Origin of the sequence: Thiomicrospira microaerophila, assembly GCF_023278225.1 — a bacterium.
In the GTDB taxonomy this organism is placed as follows: Bacteria; Pseudomonadota; Gammaproteobacteria; order Thiomicrospirales; family Thiomicrospiraceae; genus Thiomicrospira; species Thiomicrospira microaerophila_A.
Genome location: NZ_CP070959.1, coordinates 1,732,006 through 1,747,583, shown reverse-complemented (window position 1 = coordinate 1,747,583; position 15,578 = coordinate 1,732,006). Strand labels below are relative to the sequence as shown.

Genomic DNA, 15,578 nt, shown 5'->3' with positions numbered 1-15,578 from the left:
GCTTAAAGCCTGGCACCGAACAGGTCGGTGCCAATCCGAACTTGGGTTGAGCCTTCAGCGATCGCGGCTTCTAAGTCAGCCGACATGCCCATCGACAGGGTGTCAATTTGATCGCTGTCGAGCTCGGATTGTAATTGTTTAAACAGGGTCTGCATTTGTTTAAAGGCGCTGCGCTGTTGTTCAAATTCGGTTTCTGCTTTCGGAATCGCCATTAAGCCACGAATTACCAGGCCTGGTAGTTTGCTGATTTGCTGAGCGACCAATAAAACTTCGTCAGGTAAAAAGCCTGATTTACTGTCTTCTTGGCTTATATTAACTTGTAACAAAATGTTCAGCGCGGGTTTTACACTAGGGCGTTGGTCACTTAATCGCTGGGCAATTTTTAAGCGATCGACACTTTCTACCCAGTCAAAATGCTCGGCAATCGGTTTGGTTTTATTCGATTGAATCGGGCCAATAAAATGCCATTCCAAATCCGGTCTTTGCGCTATTTTTTCAAGGGCTTCTTGCAGGTAGTTTTCGCCGAATGCTTTTTGGCCTGTTTCAGCTAGGGCATTCACCATTTCAATCGGTTTGGTTTTGCTGACGGCCAGCAGCGATACACTGGCGGGTGAACGATGGAAGCGTTTTTCCGCATGGCTGATACGTGCCTTGACCTGGTTATAGTTGTTCTGCAAATAGTCCATCTAAGCGGTGCCTTTTTCTGTTTTTAAAAGTTGATTTTAAAAGCTTGATATGAAATAACAAGTTTTAGTTTAAAGTTTGCATTAATTTAGGCTAGGGGCTAGTATAAATCTTATTATATGTTACCGCTCTGAAAAGGAGGTTTGATGAAGCAAGTAAAATCAAGTGAAAGTATCTACCCTTATGATGACAAGATGTCGCGTGATGAGTATGAAGAAACCAAGCGTCAGTTACAAATTGAACTGCTTAAGATGCAAAAGTGGGTTAAGGATTCTGAGCAAAGAATTGTGATGCTGTTTGAGGGGCGCGATGCGGCCGGTAAAGGTGGCACGATCAAGCGGATAATGGAGCATTTAAACCCTCGTGGTGCGCGAGTAGTGGCTTTGGATAAGCCCAACGAGCAAGAAAAAGGTCAATGGTATTTTCAGCGTTATTTACAACACATGCCCACCCAAGGTGAAATTGTATTGTTTGACCGTTCTTGGTACAACCGTGCGGGGGTTGAACGGGTGATGGGCTTTTGTACCCCTCAACAATATACCCAATTTATGCATCAGGCACCGGAAGTTGAAAGAATGCTGGTCGGTGATAATATCCATTTGATGAAGTTTTGGTTTTCGGTGGGTCGTAAAGAGCAATTGCGCCGTTTTAACGGACGCAAAACTGATCCGCTTAAGCAATGGAAATTGAGCCCAATGGACTTGGCGTCACTGGATCGTTGGGAAGACTATACCAAAGCCAAGGAAGACATGTTTTTTTACACGAATACCGCTGATGCACCTTGGACGGTGATTAAATCCAACTGCAAAAAGCGCGCGCGTTTGGCTTGTATGCGTTACATCCTTAACGCAATGCCTTATGATGACAAGGATTTGGAGGTTGTTGGTCAACCTGATCCACTTATTCTTAGTTCGGGTGATGATATTTTTCAAGATGATTAATAAGCTTTGAAAGCGAGGAATAAAAAATGACGGTAAAGATAAAAGGGCATGCTAAACAGGTGGTTGAGCGTTTCAAAATCATGTTAGACGATGGACAAACCGAAGCCATAGGTGATGAGCATTTTTCAGAATTAGAAACCTTGATTGAGGCAGCCTTGGGCGTTGTTTACTCTCAGGCAGAACATGATTTCGCTAAAGAGCTAGAGGAACTGGCTCATCGTTTACGCAAAAAATCATCGTCTATTTCAAAAGATTAAGCCTTATCCACAGCTTTGATGAATCCGCACTGGTGTGATAACTTGTGCGGATTGTTGATGGATTCAAATTGAGACATTTATAGAGATTTAGTGTTCAATTTTTTTAACTAGCCTGTTTATTTTTAATGACGAAACAAGGCATTAAATCCAGTTAATCTCAAACCCTTCTAACGGGTTCTGGTTTGCTGATAACCAGGCCTGGTATAGTTCTTCTAAACTCCCTTCAAAACATCCTATGATGCCTGTTGAGCTGGCGAGTCTGTTTGGGATTTGCCAATCTTCAAGCAGGGGGGCTGCGCCAATGGCGTAGGCCGCAGAGTTATTGAGTGGCAATAAAAAACGTGCCGGCTTAACACGAAATGGAAAACTGTCGTTGTGAGTGTGGAGTAGCGCGATAAACTGACCCTTGGGGGTTGATAATTGTTGCCAGCGTTTTGCCGCATCAAATACCGCAGCGATCGCTAAATCGGAGGCGAGCCAGAGTTGATTGGCTTGCCAATTAGGTTCAGAACGATGTTTTTCAGTGATGATCTGAAGATCAAGGTGTTGATGGGGGTGATACAACCAGGCCTGGTCGCTTAGCAGGTTAAAGCGATGTTGACCTGATTTTTGTGGCGCTTGAAATAACCAGGCCTGCTGGTCTTGAACACGAAATTGTGTGCCAATCGGCCAGCTTTGCGCTTGGGCTGATTCAAGTTGAATCAGCCAGCTATTTTCTGCTTGCTGTTGGCTGCCAATAAATTGAGCTTGCAGCATTTAAACTTCATTAACCTTGTAAACAGGGCGGCCTTGAAACAGGGTCATTTCTACCTGACCATTAAATTCCCAGCCATTGAAAGGGGTGTTTTTGCCGGCGGAGAGCATTTGAGTGCGATCGAGTGTCCAATAGCGTTCAGGATCAATCAGGACACAGTCAGCACTATAGCCAACTTGAAGGCAGCCGGCATGGATGCCAAGAATACTGGCAGGTTGCTGGCAGATGAGTTTGATCGCTTGGCTGAGGTCAATCAACTGGTCTTCGACTAAGCGCAGGGTTAAGGCTAACAGGGTTTCTAGGCCGCTGATGCCGGGTGTGCTTTCGCCAAATGGCAAGGCCTTATCGTCACGCCCTAGCGGGGTGTGATCGCTGACAATGGCATCTATAATGCCGGTTTTAATTGCCATGCGTAATGCGTCGCGATCAGCTTGGCTTCTAAACGGGGGGCTAACATGGGTGTAGGCATCAAAATCCATTACATCCATTTCGGTTAGGTGTAATTGGTGAATGGCCACATCGCAGGTAATCGGTAGGCCGCGTTGTTTGGCTTGAGCAATCATTTCAACCGATCGTGCGCAGGAGATTTGTGAAAAATGGGCACGTACGCCACTTTCTTCAACTAGAATCAGGTCACGCGCAAGGGCAATGGTTTCTGCTGATGTGGGGATGCTCGGTAAGCCGAGTCGTGTGCTGACCATGCCGGCATGAGCAACGCCTTGGTTTTTGAGTTCTTGGTCTTCACAACGCAAAATAACGAGTAGGTCTTGAGAGGCGGCATAGTCGAGCGCATTTTTCATGACCAGTGGATTCTCAACTGGCTGATTCGCTTGACTGAGTGCCACGCATCCGCCCTGTTTAAGCGAGTGCATATTGCTTAGTAGTTTGCCTTCAAGTCCTTTAGTTAAGGCCCCGGTGGGTAAGACAAACGCGGTGGCCGCTTGGCGTGCTCGGCGCTGAATCAGTTCAGCCACCGCTTGGGTGTCGGCTACCGGATCGGTATCCGGTGGACAGCAAAGTGAGGTAATGCCTCCGGCTACCGCGGCTTTGGTTTCTGAGGCGATGCTGCCGGCAAAGTTTTTGCCTGGTTCACCAAGGCGGGCGCGCATATCAACCAGGCCTGGTATTAACCATTTTCCTTTGGCATCTATCACTTGATCGGCAACAAAGCCATCCGGTGTTTGATCACCAATTGCCATTACATGACCGCGTGAAATATAGAGGTTGGTTTGCCTATCCAATTGTTGGCTTGGGTCGATGATACGAGCTTGTTGGATAATCAGGTTCATTAGCGTGTTTCCTCCGGGTTTTCTTGTTCTGCTTGAGCAAGTTGTGCTGCATTGCTCATAATAATCGCCATGACTGCCATTCGCACCGCGATGCCATAGGTGACCTGTTGGAGGATAACCGATTGCGGGCCGTCGGCTACCGCAGAATCAATTTCAACGCCCCGATTTATCGGGCCTGGGTGCATGACTAATGCATCGGGTTTTGCATAGGCTAGACGTTGTTCAGTCAAACCGTATAAATTAAAGTATTCTTTTTCGCTAGGCAGTAATGCGCCTTTCATCCGTTCGCTTTGTAGCCGCAGCATAATCACCACGTCAACATCGTCTAAGCCAGATTTCATGTCATGGTAAACATGCACTCCGAGAGATTCAGGAAACGGTGGAATCAATGTTTTGGGGCCTATTACTCGAATTTCTCGGGCTTCGAGCATGCTTAAGGCTTGTATTTGCGAGCGAGCTACTCTTGAATGCAGAATATCGCCAACAATTGCAACTTTAAGGTCAAAAATGTCCCCTTTAAGTTTACGAATGGTAAACATATCCAACATGGCTTGGGTAGGATGAGCATGTTGGCCGTCACCGGCATTAAGAACATGGACATGCGGTGCTACATGGCGTGCAAAGAAATGGGCAGCGCCACTTTCGGCATGGCGAATGACAAACATATCGGCCTGCATGGATTGCAGGTTCCACAGGGTGTCCAGTAGCGACTCGCCTTTTTTGGTTGCTGAGGTACTAATATTAAGGTTCATTACGTCGGCAGACAGGCGTTTTTCTGCAATTTCAAACGTCGTTAGCGTGCGCGTGCTTGGCTCAAAGAATAGGTTCATAATGGTTTTGCCGCGCAGCAAGGGCACTTTTTTGATTTCTTGGGTTTGCGGATTAATGAAGGATTCAGCCGTATCTAAAATTTCGGTTAAATGATGCGGTTTTAGACCCTCAAGGCTTAGAAAATGTTTGAGTTTGCCTTGTTCGTTGAGTTGTAGGTTAGGGCTGGATAGGCGTGGGCTCATAGTTCGGTCTCCGCGGGTTCAATCAAAGACAGGGTTAGGGGGTCGGGGCCATGTAGCTTAAGTGTTTGGCTGCATTCCAGTTTTAAGGCGGTGATGTCCGGTTGGATAGGCAACTCACGGCAACCACGGCGATCAACTAGGGTGACCAACGTGATCGAAGCTGGGCGACCATAGTCAAATAATTCATTCATTGCGGCACGAGTGGTGCGGCCGGTATAGAGTACGTCATCGACTAAAAAAAGATGTTGATCGGTGAGTTCCCAAGGAATGACCGAAGGTTGAACCTCGGGGTGTAAACCGACTTTAGAAAAATCATCACGATAAAATGAACTGTCCAATACGCCCAGTGGTTCGGTTAATGCGAGTTTGCGATGCAGGGTCTGTGCTATCCATTCGCCCCCAGTACGAATCCCCAACATTTTTATCTGTGGGCTAAAACGGGGGTGTTTTTGTATTTGTTCACAAAGTTCATCAATCAGTGTAGAAACATCTTGGTTTAATGGTGTCATAAAGCCTCTAGCCAGTTTTGGAGAATGATTTGAGCGGCATGTGCATCAATCGGAGTTTTTAAATTTCGTTGTTCGGCTTCAAACGAACTCAGTTGTTCTTCTACAAAAAATACGGGTTTTTGGTAGCGTCCATGGAGTCGCTGACCAAATTTACGTGCATTTTGCGTAAAGGGTTGTTCTGTGCCGTCCAGTCTTAAGGGCAACCCGACAATCAGCGCTTTCGGTTGCCATTCGTTAATCAGTTTGGTTATGCCATCCCAATCGGTTTTACCTTGATGGCTGGTCAGGGTTGTTAGCGGGCCGGATGAGCCGGTGAGCGTTTGTCCGCTGGCAATACCTATGCGTTTTAGCCCGAAGTCAAAGCCTAAAACTAATCCCTCTATTTTGCCTTTAAAGTTTGGTGGCAAGCAATTTTTATTGTCTTCAGAATTATGCATGACCTGCCTCGGCGCTTAAAAACTCAGGTTGGATGCCTAGCATGCCTAAGGCGGCCTTCCAGCGTTGTTCAATCGGTGTTTCAAACATTAAACTGGCATTGAATGGCGCGGTCAGCCAACTATTGTTTTTAATTTCATTCGCCAATTGTCCTTTGTTCCAATTGGCACTGCCAAGGCAAACAATAAAATCCTTCGGTGCGGTATCAAGTTTAATCGCTTCTAAAAAGTCTTCGGAGACGGTTAAACCGAGCTTGGGGGTGATCGCAACGGTGTTTTGCCATTGCCCTGCCGGTTGGTGCAAGATAAATCCACGTTCCATGTCAACCGGTCCGCCCATTAATACGGCACGCTTCATCATCGGACTATTTTGATTGCCATAAATATGAAAGTGCTCAAGCAGTTGAAGTAGGGTGAGGTTGTGAGGCTTGTTGATCACCAGGCCTGTGCTGCCTTTTTCATTGTCATCCACCATGTAGATAACGGTTTTTTCGAACCAGCTATCATTTAAGCTTGGCATCGCAATCAAAAATTGGTGTTGTAGGCTGTGTGATATGTTCATAGTCGAATTATAGAATAAACTGAGTAGGTTTGGGCTACTTCTATGAGCTTGAAGATTGAATTTAATTTGTTGGGATTAAGGTCACCTGTTTGGCCATTTTAGGGGTCAGTTGAATTTGTCCTTGTTGGTTTACAACCATTACGCGATCAACGTTGAGTTGGTGGGCAATACGCTGCCAATCATCTGGGCCTGCAATCATTAATGCCGTTGCGGCAATATCAGCCAAAATCGCATCGCTATGAATAACGGTTACCGAGGCAAGGGTATCGGCCGGCCAGGCGGTATTGGGGTTAATAATATGACTGTAGGTTTTTCCCTGCCATTCAAAGTAGCGTTGATAGGTGCCAGAGGTGAAGATATGGTCTTGGTTGTTAGCTTTAATGCGAGCTATCGCCTCAGCAGGGTTTTTAGGGTTTTGCACGCCGATTGACCAGGCCTGCTTGTTTGCGTTATAGCCGAGTACTTTAATATCGCCGCCTATGTTAATGAGTGCGTGCCTGATTAAGTAATGCTGTAGGATCCGTTCCGCTTCATCCATCGCGAGGCCTTTAGCGCTACCACCAAAATCAAGCCTAACCTCGGTATTATGGCTTTTGATTTGTTGGTCTATAAAGCTGATATCTTTAATCGATGGACGTTGGGCTAGCCATTTTTGACGTACTTCATCGGAGGGCGGGCTAGGATTGGCTTGCCCCTGAAACCCCCAAAGTCGGATTAACCCGCCGATAGCTGGGTCAAATAGATAGTCGCTTTGTTGGCTATATTGCTGGTTTTTTTTGATGAATCTATAGCTTTGTAAGTCAAGTGGGTAGCTACGATTTTCTGCGAGTGCACGATTTATTTCAGACAGCATTGAATCTGGATTCCAAGCGTGCCATTTTTGGTTAAGCTGATAAAAAGCCTGTTCGATTTCGTGAATGGCAAGCTGGGCAGTTGCATGATCTGGGTGATTAATGACAAGGGTTATCTCTGTGCCAAATGTGTAAAAAGTTTGTTCTAACCGGGTGTCTGATTGGCATCCAGGCAAAATAAGCATAAAGCAAAGCAAAGAAATAATTTGTCGCGACAGCAGAAGGTGTTTAAGCGTTTTCATGTTTTTCAGCCTAGCAATACAGAGTTAGATTCTAACAATTTTAAGGCTTACGGAGTTTCTTTTAATCTGTTATGGCTGTATATTTTATTTTTTATTAGGCATTTCGTTTAGGTCTGTCAAGTATTGAATAATATTTACAGTATTAAGTTGCTAAAGAATTTATCTGATGTATTGACTTTTTCAAGTTGTTGAATTTGTTGTATTTAATTTATTTAGGCTGCATGCTGTTTCAGGTTTATTATTCACAGAAGCTGTGGATAAGTTTGTTGATGAAAAGTTTGAATGTAGGCTAAGTGCTTTGTTTTAGCCTGAATCTTTAGGGGTGCTTAAAAAATAGACAAGCATCGCAGAGATAACCCTTTTTAAAGTGTGAAAAAAATATTTTTATGTTCAGATTAAAAAATGCTAGGGGGTAGATAGGTGACAGTCTCCCTCTTAGTCGCTAAAATCACAAATTAACAAGTTCAAACATTAAGGATGCAATGTGAATGGGTTAAGGCCAGCGTATAGTTCAGGGTGTACAAGTTGCGGCTTACAAAAAATTTGTTTTCCAACAGGTTTAGTGCGATCTGACATGTTGAGATTGGATTCTATTGTAGAAAGAACGCCTCGCCTAACTAAGGGTCAGCATTTGTACAAAGCGGGTCAGAAATTCGATAATCTTTACGCGATTAAAGCTGGTGGCGTGAAGGTGTATAACATTACCCAGCAGTGCGAAGAACAGGTGATTGGGTTTTATTTACCTGGCGATGTAATTGGTATGGATGGGGTGCAGGATTTATTCTACCAATGTAATGCGGTCGCTCTGGAGAATACTTCAGTTTGTACCTTGCCTTTTGATCAGCTAGAGCGTTTGGCATTACAAATACCGGCGCTAAACCATCAATTGTTATGTTTAATGAGTCGTGGCATCAACGATACTCGTATTCATTCGGAGATATTATCTAAGCGCAATGCAGATCAGCGGGTAGCCTATTTCGTTTGGTATCTTTCACAGAGGTTTTTAAATCGAGGTTATAAACATACTGAATTTAGGTTTGGGGTATTGCATCGTGAAGTGGCTCAGTTCCTTGGTCTAACTCCAGAGACTTTTTCTAGGATTTTGGCCAAGTTGGCAGAACAAAATATTGTGCAATGGAAGCGCAAAGATATTGAGATCCTTGACATGGCCTCTCTGGCTAGTCTGGCGGATGAGAATCAATTAATTACAGATAAGCAAGTAGAGGTCAAGCGAGCTTAACCAGGCTTAGGTAAAGTTAATAATGTCCAGGTTTTTGTTATGGAATTGATATCGATCAAGATTTTACTTATGCAGTTATGGTCTAATTTAATCTGAGTGATAGGAAGTCGTATTATCGGTTTTCTAATGTAGCCCGCTTGGCCCGACCTTTGAGTCGGGTTTTTTTGTTTTTGGATTATTAAATTTGAATCTAAAAGCGTTAAACACCGCTGGTCAAGGTTTATTTTGTTATAATCCCGACGATATTTTTTCAAATTGCCTTGAGGTGTAGTATGGAATTTTTACGCATTAAAAATGTTGCAGTGGTTTCATTGGTTAGCTTATTTGCGGTAGGCTGTAGTTCAACACCTACTTCCGATCAGACAGATCAAAGTGTTGTTCAGACCGGCTCAATGCCTTCAACTGCGGGCGTGGCCACTAGCAAGCCTGTTGTGGCCGAAGGGCTTGAGCAGGATCAGGCTTCAAGAGTTGCTGAGCTGTTTGCAAGTCTTCAAGGCAAGCGAGTGCATTTTGAATTTGATCGCGCAGAGATTAAGCAAGAGTATCTTGATGTTATTAAGAAACATGCCCAGTATTTAGAATTAAACCCTAATGCGCGGTTAACGATTGAAGGCCATTGCGATGAGCGCGGTACACGAGAGTATAACTTGGCTCTGGGCGAGCGCCGTGGCAATGCTGTGAAAGACGCTTTAATGGCTCAGGGTGTTAATCCCAATCGCTTAAATGTGATTAGTTTTGGTAAGGATATGCCTCTAGTGGATCTGAGTAATGAGCAGGCATGGCAACAAAACCGTCGTGCAGAGTTTGCATATTAAAGTGATTTAGATACTAGATTAGCCCTCCCTTTGGAGGGCTTTTTTGTTTTAGATAATTGGTGGATAAACTATGACGCTTGAAGCGAAAGTTAACTATTTAAGTGAATACCAACCCTGTGACTTTGAGGTGTTGTCTGTCAACCTGTTATTTGAGTTGTCGGCCAGCTCAACGCTAGTGACCAACCGAATGCTAATAAAACGCTTGGCTAGCAGGTCTGTATCTGAATCAGAAAACAAGTTGAAGTTGAATGGTGAAGGTTTAGTACTTAAGTCGGTTAGGCTTAATGGGCAGCTTTTGTCTGAAGCTGGCTTTCAAGTCACACAGGAACATTTATTTTTAAGTCCAGAAGGTGATGAGTTTGAGTTGGAGGTGGTTACAGAAATTAATCCACAGGCCAATACCGCGCTTGAGGGTTTGTATCTATCATCCGGCAATTTTTGTACACAATGTGAAGCGGAAGGATTTAGGCGCATTACCTATTTTTTTGATCGTCCTGATGTACTATCCGTCTATCAAACGAAAATTATTGCCGATAAGCAAGCCTATCCAGTTTTGTTGTCAAACGGTAATTTGATTGAATCGGGTGAGCTCGCCGATGGGCGTCATTTTGCGATTTGGCATGATCCTTTTAAAAAACCCTGTTATTTGTTTGCGTTGATAGCCGGCGACTTGGTTTCACTGGAAGACCAGTATTTTACCGCGGATAATAGAACGATTAAGCTGTGCATTTATACCGATCCACATCATTTGCCTCATTGCCGCCATGCGATGGATTCTTTGATTCATGCAATGCGCTGGGATGAGCAGCGTTTTGGGTTAACTTATGATCTCGATACTTATATGATTGTTGCGGTGGATGACTTTAATATGGGGGCGATGGAGAACAAAGGCCTCAATATCTTTAATTCAAAATATGTGTTAGCAGACCCACAGACTGCCACTGACGTCGACTATGAAGGCGTTGAGGCGGTGATTGCGCATGAGTATTTTCATAATTGGACAGGAAACCGTGTCACCTGCCGTGATTGGTTTCAATTAACTTTAAAAGAAGGCCTAACTGTTTTTAGAGATCAGGAGTTTACGGCCGATCGCTTATCGCCAGCCGTTAAACGTATCGAGGATGTTAGAAGGCTTAGGAGTCATCAGTTTGCTGAGGATGCAGGCCCGATGTCCCACCCGATTCAGCCGCAATCCTATATCGAAATGAATAATTTCTACACCTTAACGGTTTATGAAAAAGGTGCTGAGGTGGTGCGATTATATCAAACGCTTTTAGGTAAAGACGGCTTTAGAAAGGGGATGGATCTTTATTTTGCACGTCATGATGGTCAGGCGGTGACTGTCGAAGATTTCCGGCAAGCCATGGCGGATGCGAATCAGGTTGATCTTGATCAAATGCAGGCCTGGTATGTTCAAGCTGGCACCCCTCACCTAAAAGTAAAGGCTGAATATAATGCTGTGAATGCCAGTATTAAAATAGGATTTCAACAATATTTAAAAGCTGATAATTCGTTTTCCCCTTTTTTAATTCCATTTAAAATTGGCTTTTTAAATGATCAGGGTGAAACCCTCTATCCTGAGGTGGCGGCTGACTATTCGTCAGCCGTTAAGCTTGAAGGACAGGATTATGTTTTGAAAATTAGCCAGGAAAATCAAGTCTTTGAGTTTAATGGGGTGAGTGATAAACCTCAACTTTCACTTTTAAGGGGTTTTTCAGCCCCTATTATTATGGAGTATCAGTATTCTGAGAAGCAATTGGCTTTTTTGGCTTGCCATGACACGGATAGTTTTAATCGCTGGGAGTCTGCACAACGTTTAGCGTTAATGGAATTAATGGCCAATATAGCGCGTTTTCAAGCTCAGCAAGCCTATCAGTTGGGAGCAGCTTACGCAGATTTATTTGAAACCCTGGTATCTCAAGCTTTGAATAGTGATCAAGCCGATCTCGCTTTATTGGCTTATTCATTAACACTGCCCGATTTAAATTATCTGATTGAGCAGTATGATGCAGTGGATATTGAAGCATTGGTTTCGGTGCATCAGCAAATGAAAAAAAGTTTAGCGCAAAAGTATGAAACACTGTTGTTTGAGGTTTATCAGAAGTGTCTGGCAGATCAGGCGTATCGCTATGACAAGCAGCAGATTGCTCAACGTTTAATGAAAAATACGGCACTAAGTTACTTGTCGTCCTTGGCAACGGATCAGATAATCACACGGATTAAACAACAGTATGACCAGCAGTCGAATATGACAGATATACAGGCCGCGCTTCAGTGTTTGTCAAATTTAACCTCGCCACAAACGGATTCTGCCTTAGCGCATTTTTACGATAAGTATCAAGATGAACCACTGGTTCTTGATAAATGGTTTTCTATTCAAGCAGCTTCTCATCGAGAAGGGGTTTTTGAAACAGTGCAAACGCTGACTGCACACCCTAAGTTTAGTTATAGTAATCCCAATCGAGTCCGCAGCGTGATAGGTGTGTTCTGTCGACAAAATATTTTGGCGTTTCACCGTAAAGATGGCGCGGCCTATGCTTGGTTAGCTGAGCAGGTATTGAAGTTAGATGAGATAAATCCTCAGGTAGCTGCAAGAATGTTGGTGCCTTTAATGCAGTGGCGGCGTTTTGATGCCAAGCGCCAAGACCTGATGCGTAGCGAGTTGATTTCTTTAATGGCTAATGTACAGTCCAAAGATGTTTATGAATTATTGGAGAAGTCCTTGTAGAGTAGTGTTTATGACTGACCGAATCAAGGAGCGTTTAGTGTCTAAGCATATAGTTTTGTTTGCTTTTGTTCTTGTTTCGATCTGGGGCATAAATTCGGCAAGCTTTGCCGATCAAGGTTCGAATTCGCAACAAAAGATAGCTTTACTAGATTTTGAGATTCTTTTGCTAAGAACCGAAATAGCTCTTCGAAATGGAGAGCAGGGATTGTTCCTGGTCAATATGTATCAACTTGCTCAAAAGACGGTGCCGGATCAATTTAAATCTCGATATGAAGCGCTGATTCATCAACAGGGTCGGCTTGAACCTATTCCTCAGTTTGAGTCTGGTTTTAGCTCAGTAGCGGATGCGCGTGATATTGTTGTGTTGCTCCCAATGTCAACGGGTTTAGCTCAAGCATCAAGTGCAATAGTTGAAGTGTTTAATCAGGCTTTTGAAGGACGTCGCTTGCATTTTTTGGATACGGATCTTTATCAAGATATGTCTGAATTGGTTCGTTTGGTTAAGTTGTTTAATCCAGACCTGGTTATAGGTCCACTTGAGCGACAAAAAGCAGAAGCTTTTAATCAATACAATTTGCAGGTTCCAACGATTAGTTTTAGCAGTATGGAGATAACACGGCCTTATCTCCTTTCACCCTCATCACATGCGGTTGTTTTTTATCAGACCCTTATACCCATGCTAGAGAAACTGGATTTTAATCGTATTATTTGGCTGACTGATGGTTCGGATTTTTCAAAAACATTAATGGGTGAAATTAAAGCTTGGTATCTTCAGCAGGGCGTTTCTACTGAAGCATTAGACCAATTTCAGTTGGAGGCGGGGGTGGATAAAAGTCTCGGGTCAGTGCTGGGGGCAAGTCAGTCCGATGTCAGATCCAGTTGGCTTCAGCGCACACTTGGGCGTAACCTTGAAGTCGAAACCTATGTTAGAAGGGATAAAACCTTACTGGTTGCAGTTTTAAGTCAGCAGCAGGCGCTTCAGGTTAAGCCGCTGCTTAATTTTTATGGTAGGGATATTGATTTTTTATGGTTACCAAGTGATTTACCTGATATAAAAGTTTTTGTAAATAGTCAGACTTCTTGGCAGCAAACCTATGCATTGCTTCCTGCGCATTTTACTCAGCAATTAACCTCGGGGTTGAAAAATAATGCAGAAGCTCTAGAGATTGGCCTATTTCATGCTTTAGCAAATCTTGTGGCAACCTTGGTTAAACGTGCTGAATCGTCTTTACCCTTTCAAGTGCCTACCGATGTAGGGCATTTAGTGGTGGATCAGTCCGGAAGATATCACTTTTTACCAAGTCTATTTTTTTTAGATCAAGGTCGTTTAAGGCAAACGATGTTGGATGAAATCGTTCAAGACCCTAAGGGTCTATAATTTCTGAGGCTATAGAAGCGTAGTGGCTGAAGCGAATAAAACAATTGATCCTAATGACTTAGATAGCATTGATGCGCTGTTGGATGAAGCTGAGTTCGATTTTGGCAAAGAGGATGCTGAGACGGCGCAAGAGCCTGAGTTAAAAGTCAATGAAAAGCTGATCGAAGATAATCCCCCCGAAACTATGCGAGAGGATTTGAGCGAGCGTGAAGAAGATATTGTAATTGATCCGGCGCTTACAGCAGAAGAGGATCTGGCGCTTAATGATATGTTAGGCTTAGATGATGAGAGTGTGCAAGCTGGTTCCGATCAGTTAGCATCCATTCCCCTTTCCGGGGGAGAGCCACCCATTAGCCGGCAGATGCAGGACAACACAGACGAAATTATTGCAAGACGTGCGCAGCAGGGTGCACATAAATCAGACGAACTTACGGTGGAAGAGATGGATTCAATCAAGAAAATGGTCATTGGTTTTGGCTCTGGGCTGAGCGTGTTGGTGGTTATTGCAATTGTGATGGCATCCTGGGCCGCATTTGGGTCTAAAGGCGATTCAGGACTGGAGTCCTTGTTAGTTGAAGCCAAAGAAGAACTGGAAATTACCCGGGTTGCTGCACAGGCCAATGAGCGATCTCTTCGTGAATTGAATCGTAAGTTGGATGCAGTGAGTTTTCAGGTTGAACAGTTGAGTGCAGATGTAATGTCACAGCAGCAGCCGAATAATATGGTTTTGAGAGGTGCTGCGCCGATTGATGCTGATATTCCGGTCTCAACAGCGAACAATACCGCTGCGGTCTCCTCGAATCTAGAGGTAAAAATAGATAGTTTGACAAGAAATCTTGCTGTAGCGCAAAGAAGAATCGTTGAGGTTAATAACCGAGTTACGAGTGTACAGACGCAACAAGCTTCTGTTTTACAAGCGGTGAAATCAATGGAAAAAACGCTGTTAGAGAAGCAGTTGACAATGAGCGAAGGCCAGTCAAAACAAATTTCTAGTGAAGCCGTTTCAGAGGAAAAACCTAGTTCAAAGTCGACAGAATACCGTTATCAAGCCCCGCCTGCATCAGGGCTAATGTATCAATCAGGTCATGGTGGTATTTATCCCTGATTAAGTATTAATAAACATTTTTGCAATTATTTATGAAGCATTGGAGTAGTAGAGATGAAAAAGTATTTAGTAATGGTCGGGTTATTAGGTTCTTTAGCGTTGCTGGGGTGTGAGTCTCAGCCTGAGTTTAAAGCCTCTGACAGTGGCTATGATCGTAATGGAGGTTATTTGATTCAAACTGATAAGTCGAAAACCACTCCTGCAGCAAGCTTGAGTGATGACGATATTCAACGATTAGCCGATGCAATAATTGCCAAGCAAGCTAAGGGTGAGGTCGTTAGGCAGAATCATTCTCAGCCCTTGACTACTCATGTCGTTGTTAAAGAGCGTAGAAGTCAAGAGCGCATTAAGATAACGGGTGTTGGTTATGGCGCTGAAAATAATTTTGAGGGCTTTACCGATGGTCAGCGTCGATTGATGGCTATACGTGCATCAAAGCTTGATGCGTATCGTGCACTAGCGGAACAAATTTATGGTATAAAAATTGACAGTAACACTTCAGTCGCAACCTTGACAGCACAAAATGATAGTTTTAGAGCGCGAGTTAATGCGGTGGTGAGAGGAGCGCGTATTGTAAGTATTACGCCAATGGCCGATAATAACTACGAAACGGTTTTAGAAGTGTTTGTTGACCGTGATTTTTTTGAAGATGTATTTGTTTACACAGGTCAAAATAAACAACGAATTTTAGAGCCACTGGAAGTTTGCACAATTGGATTTAATTGTTATGATGCTGCAAACTATCGTTAGGTATATTGTATGAAGAGGGTTGGATT

Annotated in this window: 16 protein-coding genes; 8 read left to right on the top strand and 8 right to left on the bottom strand. The window is 43.7% G+C overall.

Annotation, left to right across the window (positions count from 1 at the left end):
- Positions 1-2: 2 nt before the first annotated feature.
- Entirely contained in the window at positions 3-686 is a 684-nt protein-coding gene (locus JX580_RS08485) for a YggS family pyridoxal phosphate-dependent enzyme (RefSeq protein WP_248850114.1), read from the bottom strand.
- 144 nt (positions 687-830) lie between these two features.
- Between JX580_RS08485 and ppk2 the strand changes: the two genes are divergently transcribed.
- Together ppk2 and JX580_RS08475 are read left to right on the top strand one after the other, a co-directional pair.
- Positions 831-1,625, top strand: coding sequence for a polyphosphate kinase 2 (gene ppk2, locus JX580_RS08480; RefSeq protein ID WP_248850113.1), 795 nt, complete (start codon positions 831-833; stop codon positions 1,623-1,625).
- Between the two features lie 26 nt (positions 1,626-1,651).
- Complete coding sequence (locus tag JX580_RS08475) at positions 1,652-1,882, top strand: hypothetical protein (protein WP_248850112.1); 231 nt, start codon at positions 1,652-1,654, stop codon at positions 1,880-1,882.
- A gap of 141 nt (positions 1,883-2,023) precedes the next feature.
- On the opposite strand, the gene JX580_RS08470 is transcribed toward JX580_RS08475, so the two are convergent.
- The 7 genes from JX580_RS08470 to JX580_RS08440 form a co-directional block, all read right to left on the bottom strand.
- Positions 2,024-2,638: a hypothetical protein gene (locus JX580_RS08470; RefSeq protein ID WP_248850111.1), complete on the bottom strand. Its 615-nt coding sequence runs from the start codon at positions 2,636-2,638 to the stop codon at positions 2,024-2,026.
- A complete protein-coding gene (locus tag JX580_RS08465) occupies positions 2,639-3,925 on the bottom strand; it encodes a dihydroorotase (RefSeq protein ID WP_248850110.1) in 1,287 nt (428 codons plus the stop codon).
- Positions 3,925-4,938, bottom strand: a complete 1,014-nt coding sequence (locus JX580_RS08460; protein ID WP_248850109.1) for an aspartate carbamoyltransferase catalytic subunit — start codon at positions 4,936-4,938, stop codon at positions 3,925-3,927. The genes JX580_RS08465 and JX580_RS08460 overlap by 1 nt, the downstream gene beginning before the upstream one ends.
- Positions 4,935-5,447: a bifunctional pyr operon transcriptional regulator/uracil phosphoribosyltransferase PyrR gene (pyrR, locus tag JX580_RS08455; RefSeq protein ID WP_248850108.1), complete on the bottom strand. Its 513-nt coding sequence runs from the start codon at positions 5,445-5,447 to the stop codon at positions 4,935-4,937. Before pyrR ends, JX580_RS08460 begins: the two co-directional genes overlap by 4 nt.
- Positions 5,444-5,884: a Holliday junction resolvase RuvX gene (gene ruvX / locus JX580_RS08450; protein ID WP_248850107.1), complete on the bottom strand. Its 441-nt coding sequence runs from the start codon at positions 5,882-5,884 to the stop codon at positions 5,444-5,446. Before ruvX ends, pyrR begins: the two co-directional genes overlap by 4 nt.
- A complete protein-coding gene (locus tag JX580_RS08445; protein ID WP_248850106.1) occupies positions 5,877-6,443 on the bottom strand; it encodes a YqgE/AlgH family protein in 567 nt (188 codons plus the stop codon). Before JX580_RS08445 ends, ruvX begins: the two co-directional genes overlap by 8 nt.
- Before the next feature lie 61 nt (positions 6,444-6,504).
- On the bottom strand, positions 6,505-7,536 hold the full coding sequence (locus tag JX580_RS08440; RefSeq protein WP_248850105.1) for an FAD:protein FMN transferase: 1,032 nt from the start codon (positions 7,534-7,536) through the stop codon (positions 6,505-6,507).
- A 574-nt stretch (positions 7,537-8,110) separates the two neighbouring features.
- Here JX580_RS08440 and JX580_RS08435 point away from each other — a divergent pair.
- The 6 genes from JX580_RS08435 to JX580_RS08410 all read left to right on the top strand — a co-directional run bounded on the left by JX580_RS08435 (position 8,111) and on the right by JX580_RS08410 (position 15,552).
- Complete coding sequence (locus JX580_RS08435; protein WP_248850104.1) at positions 8,111-8,776, top strand: helix-turn-helix domain-containing protein; 666 nt, start codon at positions 8,111-8,113, stop codon at positions 8,774-8,776.
- 272 nt (positions 8,777-9,048) lie between these two features.
- Positions 9,049-9,591 carry a peptidoglycan-associated lipoprotein Pal gene (pal, locus tag JX580_RS08430; RefSeq protein WP_248850103.1) on the top strand — a complete coding sequence of 181 codons (543 nt, stop codon included), beginning with the start codon at positions 9,049-9,051 and terminating at the stop codon, positions 9,589-9,591.
- A gap of 70 nt (positions 9,592-9,661) precedes the next feature.
- Positions 9,662-12,319 (top strand): aminopeptidase N, encoded by a 2,658-nt coding sequence (gene pepN, locus JX580_RS08425; RefSeq protein WP_248850102.1) that lies wholly within the window; start codon positions 9,662-9,664, stop codon positions 12,317-12,319.
- 37 nt (positions 12,320-12,356) lie between these two features.
- Entirely contained in the window at positions 12,357-13,697 is a 1,341-nt protein-coding gene (locus JX580_RS08420) for a hypothetical protein (RefSeq protein ID WP_248850101.1), read from the top strand.
- A 22-nt stretch (positions 13,698-13,719) separates the two neighbouring features.
- A complete protein-coding gene (locus JX580_RS08415; RefSeq protein WP_248850100.1) occupies positions 13,720-14,802 on the top strand; it encodes a hypothetical protein in 1,083 nt (360 codons plus the stop codon).
- A gap of 54 nt (positions 14,803-14,856) precedes the next feature.
- A complete protein-coding gene (locus tag JX580_RS08410; RefSeq protein WP_248850099.1) occupies positions 14,857-15,552 on the top strand; it encodes an LPP20 family lipoprotein in 696 nt (231 codons plus the stop codon).
- Positions 15,553-15,578: the final 26 nt, after the last annotated feature.

Excerpts from the sequence above, each read along its gene's own strand:
- JX580_RS08485 (WP_248850114.1), bottom strand. The coding sequence starts at position 686 with ATGGACTATTTGCAGAACAACTATAACCAGGTCAAGGCACGTATCAGC.
- ppk2 (WP_248850113.1), top strand. The coding sequence starts at position 831 with ATGAAGCAAGTAAAATCAAGTGAAAGTATCTACCCTTATGATGACAAG.
- JX580_RS08475 (WP_248850112.1), top strand. The coding sequence starts at position 1,652 with ATGACGGTAAAGATAAAAGGGCATGCTAAACAGGTGGTTGAGCGTTTC.
- JX580_RS08470 (WP_248850111.1), bottom strand. The coding sequence starts at position 2,638 with ATGCTGCAAGCTCAATTTATTGGCAGCCAACAGCAAGCAGAAAATAGC.
- JX580_RS08465 (WP_248850110.1), bottom strand. The coding sequence starts at position 3,925 with ATGAACCTGATTATCCAACAAGCTCGTATCATCGACCCAAGCCAACAA.
- JX580_RS08460 (WP_248850109.1), bottom strand. The coding sequence starts at position 4,938 with ATGAGCCCACGCCTATCCAGCCCTAACCTACAACTCAACGAACAAGGC.
- pyrR (WP_248850108.1), bottom strand. The coding sequence starts at position 5,447 with ATGACACCATTAAACCAAGATGTTTCTACACTGATTGATGAACTTTGT.
- ruvX (WP_248850107.1), bottom strand. The coding sequence starts at position 5,884 with ATGCATAATTCTGAAGACAATAAAAATTGCTTGCCACCAAACTTTAAA.
- JX580_RS08445 (WP_248850106.1), bottom strand. The coding sequence starts at position 6,443 with ATGAACATATCACACAGCCTACAACACCAATTTTTGATTGCGATGCCA.
- JX580_RS08440 (WP_248850105.1), bottom strand. The coding sequence starts at position 7,536 with ATGAAAACGCTTAAACACCTTCTGCTGTCGCGACAAATTATTTCTTTG.
- JX580_RS08435 (WP_248850104.1), top strand. The coding sequence starts at position 8,111 with ATGTTGAGATTGGATTCTATTGTAGAAAGAACGCCTCGCCTAACTAAG.
- pal (WP_248850103.1), top strand. The coding sequence starts at position 9,049 with ATGGAATTTTTACGCATTAAAAATGTTGCAGTGGTTTCATTGGTTAGC.
- pepN (WP_248850102.1), top strand. The coding sequence starts at position 9,662 with ATGACGCTTGAAGCGAAAGTTAACTATTTAAGTGAATACCAACCCTGT.
- JX580_RS08410 (WP_248850099.1), top strand. The coding sequence starts at position 14,857 with ATGAAAAAGTATTTAGTAATGGTCGGGTTATTAGGTTCTTTAGCGTTG.